Consider the following 10,886-nt stretch of genomic DNA (forward strand, 5'->3'; position numbering starts at 1 on the left):
TGTTCCGCATCGGGCTGGGCGCGGTGCCGTTCCTGCTGCCGCTGGCGCTGCAGGTAGGGTTTGGCATGAACGCCTTCCACGCCGGCACCATCACTTGCGCCTCGGCCTTCGGCGCGATTTTCATGAAAGCCATCGGCACCTCGGTCCTGCGCCGTTACGGCTTCCGTTCAGTGCTGATCTGGAATGCGGTGCTGGCCGGACTGGCGCTGGCTTCATACGGCCTGTTCACGCCGACTACGCCTTACCTGGTGATGATGGCGGTGGTGCTGCTGGGCGGTTTTTTCCCTTCCATGCAATTCACCTGCCTTAATACGATGGCTTACGCCGACCTCGATAGCGCCGACGTCAGCCGGGCTACCAGCCTGGCCAGCGTGGTGCAGCAGATTTCCTTGGGGTTGGGAGTGACCATCGGCGGCCTGGCGGTGCATCTGTCGAGCCGTTTGCAAGGGCACTCGACCATCGTGGCGGGGGATTTCTGGCCGGCCTTCATTGTCATCGGCCTGTTTTCGATGGCCTCGATTCCGGTCACCCGGCGCTTGCCTTTGAATGCCGGCTCTGCATTGACCGGGCATAAGCCGGCATAACAGTGCTATCGGATACCTTCGTATCCGATAGCAGCTTCCAATCAGACTTCGGCAATACGCTTGGCGATATGCGCCAGCGCTTCTTCCACCTGGTCGACCAGGATTAGGCAAAGATCTCCCGGCGCCAGGTGCGACAATGCCGTATCGATGGCGACGAATTCGCCGTTGATTTCTTCGGTCGACGTGGTGCGGCGGGCGTTTTGCAAACCTTCGCGCAACAGGCCGAGCACCTCGCCATCGGCGCGGCCGCGCTGGCACTGGTCCTGGTACAGGATCACCTGGTCGAACGCATCGCCCAGGATTTCGGTCTGGTGGCGGATATCGATATCGCGCCGGTCACCGGCGCCGCTGATGACGACCGAGCGGCGTTTGGCCGGCATGCTGTCGATGGCTTTCACCAGCGCCTGGATCGCATCCGGATTGTGGCCGTAGTCGGCGATCAGGGTCGCGCCGCGGTAGTCGAATACATTGAAGCGGCCTGGTGCGGTAGCGGCATCGTTGATGAAGGTGCTGAGGCCGGCGCGGATCACGTCCCAGTCCAGGTCCAGCGCCCAGGCGGCGGCAATCGACGCCATGGCGTTTTCGATCTGGAAGCCGATGGCGCCGTTACGCGTCAGCGGGATGTCTTGCAGCAAAATCCGATGTTCCTGCTTGCCCTTGGCGGCGACGATGGCGTTGCCGTCCTGGTACACCACGCGATGGCCTTGCGCACGATGGGTGGTCATCAGCGGGTGATGGAAATCGTGGGCAAAAAAGGTGACCGAGCCGGTGCAGGATTTGGCCATGCTGGCGACCATGGGGTCGGCCGCATTCAGGACGGCATGGCCCCCAGGCGCGACGTTTTCGACGATCACGCGTTTTACCACGCTCAGGTCTTCCACCGTGCTGATATAGCTCAGGCCGAGGTGGTCGCCCATGCCGATGTTGGTGACCACGGCGACATCGCAGCGATCGAAGCCGAGGCCCTCGCGCAAGATGCCGCCGCGCGCGGTTTCAAACACGGCGGCGTCGACGTCAGGATGCATCAGGACATTGCGGGCGCTACGCGGACCGCTGCAGTCGCCGGTATCGATGCGTTGCTGTTCAATGTAGACGCCGTCGGAATTGGTCATGCCGACGCGCAGTCCCTTGCGCCCCAGCAGATGGGCGATCAGGCGCACGGTAGTGGTCTTGCCGTTGGTGCCGGCCACCGCTACCAGCGGAATGCGGCCGTTGTCGCCGCTGGCGAACATGGTCGACATGATGGCAGCGCCGACCGCACGGCCCTTGCCGTAGGAAGGGCTGATATGCATGCGCAAGCCAGGCGCGGCGTTGACTTCGACCACGCCGCCTTCCTGCTCTTCCAGCGGCTGGTGGACGTTGTTGCAGACCACGTCGACGCCGCAGATATCGAGTCCCACCATTTGCGCCGCAGCCACGGCGCGCGCCGCCAGCTCCGGATGGACATCTTCGGTGACATCGGTCGCGGTGCCGCCGGTGCTCAGGTTGGCGTTGTTGCGCAAGACTACGCGCACGCCTTGCTGCGGAATCGAATCCGCGGCGTAATTCTGTTTCGCCAGGGTAGCCAGGGCGATTGCGTCAAAGCGGATCTTGGTCAGCGAAGTGGCATGGCCGTCGCCGCGCAGCGGGTCGCTGTTGACCTGGTCTACCAGCTGGCTGATGGTGCGCACGCCGTCGCCGATGACTTGGGGCGGATCGCGGCGGGCGGCGGCGATCAGCTGGTTGCCGACCACCAGCAGGCGGAAATCGTGGCCTGGCAGGTAGCGTTCGACGATTACTTCCGAGCAGATCTTGGCCGCCACTTCGAACGCAGCCATGACTTGCTCACGGGCGGTGATGTTGACCGCCACGCCCTTGCCCTGGTTGCCGTCGCGCGGCTTGAGCACCACCGGGCCGGCGATTTCCTGGGTCGCGGCCCAGGCTTCTTCCGCGCTGGACACCACCCGGCCCATAGGCACCGGGACACCGGCGGCGTTCAGCAGTTTCTTGGTCAGGTCCTTGTCCTGCGCGATCGATTCCGCGATGGCGCTGGTGTGATTGGTTTCGGCGGCCTGGATGCGGCGCTGGCGGCTGCCCCAGCCGAACTGCACCATGCTGCCGCTGGTCAGGCGCCGGAATGGAATCCCGCGCATGACTGCTGCCTGCACGATGGAGCCGGTGCTGGGCCCGAGGCGGACGTCTTCATCCAGTTCCTGCAAGCTGGCCAGTGCGCCGGCCAGGTCGAACGGCTGGTCGTCCAGCGCTGCCTGGCACAGTTGCTGCGCCAGCTGGAACGCCAGCCGGCCGACTTCTTCTTCGGTATATTCGACGATCACCTGGTAGACGCCGCCTTCCAGCGTCGGCACCGTGCGGCTGAAGGTGACCGGGCAACCGGATTCCGACTGCAGTCCGAGCGCTGCTATCTCCAGCGCGTGGGCCATCGACACCACTTCGTTCTTGCTGCCGGGCTGCAAAAAGCCGATTTTTGGAAAGCGTTCACGCAGCCTGGCTTCGAAACCGGCGATGCCTGCAATGGCGCGCTCGGCATCGGGACAAGACACAATGGCTTCGATAGCGGTATGTCGACTCCACAGATTGGGGCCGCGAAGTACTCGGATACGTGATACGTCCATCAACAGGTTTTCCTATTATTACTAATAAAAAAGCAGGATCGGCAGCAGCCGTCCTGCTTAGCTTTTTAAGCCATTTCGAAGGTTTCTATCCCTGCACGGATCAGATCGTGAGAGATGTCCAGCGCCCATGCCGCAGCCACTGCCGCCAGCACGTTTTCCACCTGGAAGCGGTCCTTGCTGCGGGCAATCAGCGGCACGGTGGTGATGTCGGCCAGCAGCATTTCATTCTTGCCGACCGCCAGCATGATCTGGTCGTTGCGGACAAACACCGCACGCTTGTCTTGCTCCAGCTGTTCGGCGATCACCGGCAGGGTAGGGGAGAGACCAAAGAAGATCACTTCGCCGTCGCACAGCGACGCCATGCCTGCTACCAGCGGATCGGCGGCATTCAGTACGGCGACGCCGCTAGGCAGCACGACATCGACCTGGGTGCGGGTGACCTTGACCATTTCCTCGGCATCGCTGATGTAGTACTGCGGTGAACTGTCGCCGGCGGCGATATTGGTGACGACGCCGACCTGGCAGCGGTCGTAGACCAGGCCTTCCGACAGGATGGTGTCGTGGCTGTTCTCGAACACCGCCGCTTCGACCGCACGGTTGATCAGCACCCGTTGCGCCGATTCCCAATTGGCGCGGTCGCCTTTTTCGACTTGCCGCTGGGCGAAATACAGGCCGTCGCCGCAAGCCAGGCCGACATGGTTGCCGCTCAGGTGCAGCTGCCAGGCAATCAGGCGCGAGACCGTGGTTTTACCATGGGTGCCGGTGACGCCGACGATAGGGATGCGGCCATTGTTGGCAGCGGCAAACAAGTGTTCGATGATGGCCCGGCCAACCGGGCGCGGCCTGCCTTCGGCCGGTTTCAGGTGCATCAGCAGGCCGGGGCCGGCATTGACTTCGACAATCGCGCCGCGCTGTTCTTCCAGCGGCCGGGAAATATCTTCAGCCACCAGGTCGACGCCGGCGATATCCAGGCCCACCACGCGCGCGGCGAGCGAGGCCGCGGCGGCGACGCTGGGGTGGACCAGGTCGGTGACGTCGATGGAAACGTTGCCGTTGCGTTGGATTAATACTTGTTTGTCTGCCGGCGGGATCGATTCGCCGTTGAAGCCTTGCCGTTCCAGCTCTACCCGCACCACCGGTTCGTCATCCAGCAGCACCAGGCTGAGCGGACATTCTTCCAGTTCGCCGCGGCGCGGGTCGGAATTGATCTGGCTGTCGATCAGCTGGCGGATGGTCGACTTGCCGTCGCCGCTGATGGACAGCGGTTCGCCGCGCGCAGCTGCCGCCAGGCGGCCGCCGACGATCAGCAGCCGGTGTTCGTTGCCGCGGATGAAACGCTCGACGATCACGCTGCTGCCTTCTTGCAGCGCCAGGGTGTAGGCGGTTTCGATTTCGGCCTGGGTATTGAGGTCGATGAAGACGCCGCGGCCATGGTTCGCATCGGAAGGCTTGACCACCACCGGCAAGCCGATGTCTTCCGCCGCTTCCCAGGCTTCTGCCGCGCTTTCCACCAGTTGTCCTTCCGGCACCGGTACGCCGCAGGCTTGCAGCAGGCTCTTGGTCAGGTCCTTGTCGCTGGAGATGCTTTCGGCGATGGCGCTGGTCTGGTCGGTTTCCGCGGTCCAGATGCGGCGCTGGCGGATGCCGTGGCCGAGCTGCACCAGGTTGCCTTCGGTCAGGCGGAATGACGGGATGCGCCGTTCCTCTGCGGCTTCCACGATGCAGGCCGTGCTTGGGCCCAGGCAGCGCGAATCCACCATGCTGCGCAGTTCGGTGATGGTGGCGGGGACGTCGAACGGCTTGTCTTCAATCGCTGCCATGACCAGGTCGCGTGCAGCGTGCAGGGCGGCGCGGGTGACCTGTTCGTGGCGTGCGCGCACGGCGACCTTGTAGACGCCGCGCACTGAAGTGCTGCGCGCCTTGCCAAAGCCGCCGGGCATGCCGGCCAGGTTTTGCAGTTCCAGGGTGACGTGTTCGAGGATGTGGCCGGGCCAGGTGCCGTCTTGCAGGCGCTGGACAAAACCGCCGCGTTCGCCGTAGCTGCAGCGGTGCTCGATCAGGGTAGGCAGCCAGCTGGTCAGGCGCTGGTTGAAGCCGGGCAAGGTATTCGAAGGGAAATCTTCCAGTTCGCCAATGTCGATCCACGCCTCAAGCGTTGACCGGTACGTCCAGATGTTTGGTCCGCGTAGCGACATGATGCGGAGAATTTCAATGTTTTTCATGAGTGAGCAATGAGGCTATGCAATGGGGCTGCGTTGGTGCTGAAAATTCTCTTGTTTTTTTCTTATGTTGGTTCAACACCCTGTAACCATCCTTAACGCGCTGATGCGCGCATTGGTTTACAGAAGCTCACTTAAAATAGCAAAATGATAGGGTTGTGGTAACGAAATGTAACGTTTCCGAAAAACACGATAGGATATAATACTTGCGGCAGACGATGTGCGCCATTTGAGGCGATTTCACACAAAATTCAATCCGATCCGTGCATGCATGCGGACACACCATGCCGTTTAGATGAAAAGCAACCCCTTATCCCCTGTGCCTACCTCCGGTAATTATTTATCCCATATCCTGCCCGCCGATTTACGTGCCGAAGTGACAACACTGCTGGCCCCGGCCGAAGAGGTATTGGCGTCGCTGCAGGTCGATCTTAACGCTTCGCTGCATTTTGCGCGCGGCACGGTATTGCTCACCAATCGCCGCGTGCTGGCCAAGATGGAACAGGACAGCAGCTGGCGCGAATGGGCTTACCGACCGGGTCTGAGCCTGAGCCACCACGACCATGCCGGTGTCGGCAGCCTGGAACTGTCCGATGAGCAGCGGCAGCTGGCCTGCTGGCGCTACACGCTCGGCCTCAACCTGGAAGCGCTGCGCCTGATCAAGGTTTTCGAGCAGCAGCGCGACGATTACCTGGCCGGGCGTTCCGCCGCACGCCAAGAGCAAGCGCTTTGCCCACAGTGCCAGGCGCCGCTGCCGCCCGGCAGCGACGAATGCCTGATCTGCCCGGAAAAAGGCGAAGCGCCGTCCTCGACCTGGGCTCTGTTCCGGCTGGCGCGTTTTGCCACGCCGTACAAGGGCATGCTGCTGCTGGGTTTCATCCTGATGCTGATCTCGACCGCCGCCACCCTGGTGCCGCCTTACCTGATGGGCCCCTTGATGGATAACGTGCTGATTCCTTATCAGAACGGCAAGCCGATCAACCACGACCTGGTCAAGCTCTACCTGTCCGGCCTGCTGGCGTCGGCGCTGGTGGCCTGGAGCCTGGGCTGGGCCCGCACCTATATCCTGGCGCTGGTCAGCGAGCGTATCGGCGCCAACCTGCGCACCACCACTTATGAACACTTGCTGCGCCTGTCGCAGGAGTATTTCGGCGGCAAGCGCACCGGCGACCTGATGGCCCGCATCGGTTCCGAAAGCGACCGCATCTGCGTATTCCTGTCCTTGCATCTGCTGGATTTCGCGATCGACGTGCTGATGATCGTCATGACCGCGGTGATCCTGTTCTCCATCAATCCCTGGCTGGCGCTGGTGACGCTGGTGCCGCTGCCGTTCATCGCCTGGATGATCCACCTGGTGCGCGACCGGCTGAAGCACGGTTTTGAAAAGATCGACCGCATCTGGGCCGAAGTGACCAACGTCCTCGCCGACACCATCCCGGGGATCCGCGTGGTCAAGGCGTTTGCCCAGGAAAAGCGCGAAGCCACGCGTTTCCGCGACGCCAACCAGCACAACCTGCTGGTCAACGATCGCGTCAACAAGATCTGGTCGCTGTTTTCGCCGACGGTCACCTTGCTGACTGAAATCGGGCTGCTGGTGGTCTGGGTGTTCGGCATCTGGCAGGTTTCGAAAAACGAAATCACGGTCGGTGTGCTGGCCTCGTTCCTGGCTTATATCAGCCGCTTCTATACCCGTCTCGATTCGATGAGCCGGATCGTTTCGGTGACGCAAAAAGCCGCGGTCGGCGCCAAGCGCATTTTCGAAATCCTGGATCACGTATCGAGCGTGCCGGAACCGGCCAACCCGGTGCACCTGGAGCATGTGAAAGGGGCCATCGAGCTGCGCAACATCGGTTTCCGCTACGGCAACCGGGCGGTGATGCGCGACGTCAACCTGACCATTGCGCCGGGCGAGATGATCGGCCTGGTGGGCCATAGCGGCTCCGGCAAGAGCACGCTGGTCAACCTGATCTGCCGTTTCTACGACGTATCGGAAGGCGCGATACGGATCGACGGCGTCGATATCCGCTCCATGCCGATCTCGGAATACCGCCGCAACATCGGCCTGGTGCTGCAAGAGCCGTTCCTGTTCTTCGGCACCATTGCGGAGAATATCTGCTACGGCAAACCGGAAGCTACCCGCGAAGAAATCGTCGCCGCCGCGCGCGCCGCGCATGCCCATGAATTCATCCTGCGCCTGCCGCAAGGCTACGATTCGCTGGTCGGCGAACGCGGCCAGGCGCTGTCCGGCGGCGAGCGCCAGCGCATTTCGATCGCACGCGCCTTGCTGATCGATCCGCGCATCCTGATCATGGACGAAGCTACCTCTTCGGTCGACACTACTACCGAAAAAGAAATCCAGAAAGCGCTGGATAACCTTGTGCAAGGCCGCACCACGATTGCGATCGCCCACCGCTTGTCGACCTTGCGCAAGGCGGACCGGCTGGTCGTGCTGGACCGCGGCCAGATTGTCGAAGTCGGCAGCCATGACGAACTGATGCTGCGCGAGGGCGCTTACTACCGCCTCTACCAGGCGCAGCTGCGCAATGCCGATACCGAGCCGACCCTGGTCGATGAAGATAGCGAAGACAGTGACGAGAGGGCCGCATGACCATCCATGATTTCAAACTCAGTTACAACGCCTTCGGCCGCCTGGTGTATACCGCCGCCGCCGGCGAGGTGCATGAAGGTGTGGTGCCGGTGCGCGCCTTTCCTATCGGCGCGCCGGACGACGGCATTTCACTGGTGAACGGCGATGGCCAGGAGCTGGCCTGGATTTCACGCCTGAGCGATTTGCCCGATGCCACCCGGGCCATGGTTGAAAAAGAACTGGCGAGCCGTGAATTCATGCCGGAAATCCGCCGCATCCAGCGGGTTTCCAGTTTCACCGCACCGAGCACCTGGTACGTGGAAACCAATCGCGGCGATGCTTCTTTCACGCTCAAGGGTGAGGAAGATATCCGGCGTATCGTGGCGACCAGCCTGCTGATCGCCGACAGCCATGGTGTGCAGTTCCTGATCCGCGACACCCAGGCGCTGGACAAGGGAAGCCGCAAGATACTGGATCGTTTCTTGTAATCGATAGCGGCCCTGGTGGGCCGCTATCCCTTAGAATTGCTCGTCCGCGCCCAGGTAACGCCATTGCCCTTCCGGCAAATTCCCCAGCTTCACACCGCCAATCCGCACCCGTTTCAATCCCAGCACCTTGAGCCCGACCATATCGCACATGCGGCGGATCTGGCGCTTTTTGCCTTCGCGCAAAGTAAAACTCAGCTGGTCATCGTTCTGCCATTTGACGATCGCCGGCTTGAGCTTCTTGCCGTCCAGCGTCAGGCCGTGGTTGAGGCGGCGCAGTTCGGCGTCGGGCAGCTTGTCGCCCTTGGTGTAGCGCACCCGCACCAGGTATTCCTTATCGACGCTGGTTTCTTCGCCGATCAGATGCTTGGCGATGCGGCCGTCCTGGGTCAGCACCAGCAGCCCGACTGAATCGATGTCGAGGCGGCCGGCGGGCACCAAGCTGCGCAGCTGGGTCGGATGGAACAGGGTCGGCGAGCGGTCTTCGCTCCAACGGTTGGCTTCCTTGATCAGCGCCACCGCCGGCTGGTAGCCGTCTTCGGCCTGGCCGCTGACGTAGCCGACCGGCTTGTTGATCAGGATGGTGACGCGTTTCGACTGTTCGGCCGCGGCCTGGCGCTCGACGCTGATGCGCTGGCTGGGCAGGACTTTGCTGCCGAGTTCCGATACTACGACGCCGTCGACCCGGACCCAGCCGCGGGCGATCCACTCATCGGCTTCGCGGCGCGAGCATAACCCGAGTTCTGACATGCGTTTGGAAAGGCGTAATGGTTCGGTCATGAGGTGCAAAAAATAAGAGAGATAAAAATGGATCAGATATGCAGCGCATCCAGCAGGTCGGTTTCAAGCTGGATCTGCAGGCGCGCATGGTTGAGCGCATTGCCGTCGACCAGGAACACGTCTTCGACCCGTTCGCCGAGCGTCATGATCTTGGCGGTGTGCAGATTGATCTTGTGCTTGGCCAGCACGCTGGCGACAGAAAACAGCAGCCCGGTGCGGTCGTTGGCGGTGATTGACAGCAGGTAGTACTGGCCGCGCTCGTCGGGGCGCAGGTCGACCGTCGGCGTCACCGGGAAGGTGCGCGACAGGCGCGACAAGCGTCCCTTGGACGGCGCCGGCAGTGGGCTGTCGGTTTGCAGCAGCAGCGTCAGTTCATGTTCGATCAGGTTGATGATGTCGCGATAGTGCTTGGCGAACAGCGGTGCGCTGATCAGGAAAGAATCGAGCGCGTAGCCGTGCCGGGTAGTCTGGATCTTGGCGTCCAGGATGCTGAAATTCTTGCTGTCGAAATAGCTGCAGATGCGAATGAACAGGTCGTTCCGGTCCTTGGTGTAGACCGCGACCTGCAAGCCTTCGCCGATCGGCGCCAGGCGGCATTTGACGATCGGGCTGGCGCTGTCGGTCTGGTTGTAGAAGGAGCGGGTTTGCCAGGCGATGTCGGACGAGTCGTGGCGCAGGAAATAGGCGACGTCGAGCTGGCGCCACAGGGTTTCGTGGGCGTCTTCCGCCAGGCCGTACAGGCGCAGGGTTTTCAACGCCTCTTCCTGGCGGTTTTTCAGCTCGCGGTCAGCCGACGGCGTTTCACCGCCCAGCACGCGCAAAGTCATGCGGTACAAGTCTTCCAGCAACTTGCCTTTCCAGGCATTCCACACCTTGGGACTGGTGCCGCGTATGTCGGCCACGGTCAGCAGGTAAAGTGCGGTCAGGTGCCGTTCGTCCTTGACTGTATTGGCAAAATTGAGGATCACTTCGGGATCTGACAAGTCCTGTTTTTGCGCCACTTGCGACATGGTCAGGTGATGCTCGACTAGGAACACCACCAGCGCCGTATCCGCCGGCGGCAAGCCGTGCTGCTGGCAGAAGTGCAGGGCGTCGGTCATGCCCAGCTTGGAATGGTCGCCGCCACGGCCCTTGGCGATGTCGTGGAACAAGGCGGCGACATACAGCAGCCAGGAACGGGGGAAATTGGCGATCAGCTGGCTGCAGAACGGATATTCATGCGCATGTTCGCTCATCGTGAAGCGGCGCACATTGCGCACTACCATCAGGATGTGCTGGTCCACGGTATAGACATGGAACAGGTCGTGCTGCATCTGGCCGACGATGCGCCGGAAGTTCGGCAGGTAGCGGCCCAGGATGCTGGTCTGGTTCATGCCGCGCAGCGCATGGGTGATTCCTTGCGGCGCCTGGATGATCTGGATGAACAGCGAGCGGTTGTGCGGATCGCGGCGGAAGCTGTTGTCGATCTTGACGCGGGCGTGCCACAAGGCGCGCCGGGTGCGCGCGGTCATGTCCTTCAGTTCGCTGTGCTGGGCCAGCAGCAGGAACAGCTCCAGCATGGCCGACGGCGTGGTCTTGAACAGGTCGTCGTGGGCGATGTCGATCAGGCGGTTCAGATG

7 protein-coding genes are annotated in these 10,886 nt (G+C 62.0%); 3 read left to right on the top strand and 4 right to left on the bottom strand.

All coding sequences use genetic code 11. The annotated features are described in order from the left end of the window. Positions 1-584: MFS transporter (locus tag JWQ61_RS08255; RefSeq protein WP_304360101.1), on the top strand; the 584-nt coding region annotated here is incomplete at its 5' end. A 41-nt stretch (positions 585-625) separates the two neighbouring features. On the opposite strand, the gene cphA (JWQ61_RS08260) is transcribed toward JWQ61_RS08255, so the two are convergent. Together cphA (JWQ61_RS08260) and cphA (JWQ61_RS08265) are read right to left on the bottom strand one after the other, a co-directional pair. After that, positions 626-3,196 (bottom strand): cyanophycin synthetase, encoded by a 2,571-nt coding sequence (gene cphA / locus JWQ61_RS08260; protein ID WP_304360102.1) that lies wholly within the window; start codon positions 3,194-3,196, stop codon positions 626-628. Positions 3,197-3,261: 65 nt separating this feature from the next. Then, positions 3,262-5,418, bottom strand: coding sequence for a cyanophycin synthetase (gene cphA / locus JWQ61_RS08265; protein ID WP_304360103.1), 2,157 nt, complete (start codon positions 5,416-5,418; stop codon positions 3,262-3,264). A 292-nt stretch (positions 5,419-5,710) separates the two neighbouring features. Between cphA (JWQ61_RS08265) and JWQ61_RS08270 the strand changes: the two genes are divergently transcribed. Both JWQ61_RS08270 and JWQ61_RS08275 read left to right on the top strand, forming a co-directional pair. Continuing rightward, a complete protein-coding gene (locus JWQ61_RS08270; protein WP_304360104.1) occupies positions 5,711-8,023 on the top strand; it encodes an ABC transporter ATP-binding protein in 2,313 nt (770 codons plus the stop codon). Next, positions 8,020-8,490, top strand: a complete 471-nt coding sequence (locus JWQ61_RS08275) for a DUF1854 domain-containing protein (protein ID WP_304360105.1) — start codon at positions 8,020-8,022, stop codon at positions 8,488-8,490. Before JWQ61_RS08270 ends, JWQ61_RS08275 begins: the two co-directional genes overlap by 4 nt. A 30-nt stretch (positions 8,491-8,520) precedes the next feature. On the opposite strand, the gene JWQ61_RS08280 is transcribed toward JWQ61_RS08275, so the two are convergent. Beyond that, complete coding sequence (locus JWQ61_RS08280; protein WP_041741424.1) at positions 8,521-9,267, bottom strand: pseudouridine synthase; 747 nt, start codon at positions 9,265-9,267, stop codon at positions 8,521-8,523. A 32-nt stretch (positions 9,268-9,299) separates the two neighbouring features. Beyond that, positions 9,300-10,886 (bottom strand): ACT domain-containing protein (locus JWQ61_RS08285; RefSeq protein ID WP_304360106.1); only part of this gene is annotated, 1,587 nt, incomplete at its 5' end.

The organism is Collimonas fungivorans (genome assembly GCF_028292705.1).
Lineage (GTDB): Bacteria > Pseudomonadota > Gammaproteobacteria > Burkholderiales > Burkholderiaceae_D > Collimonas > Collimonas fungivorans_B.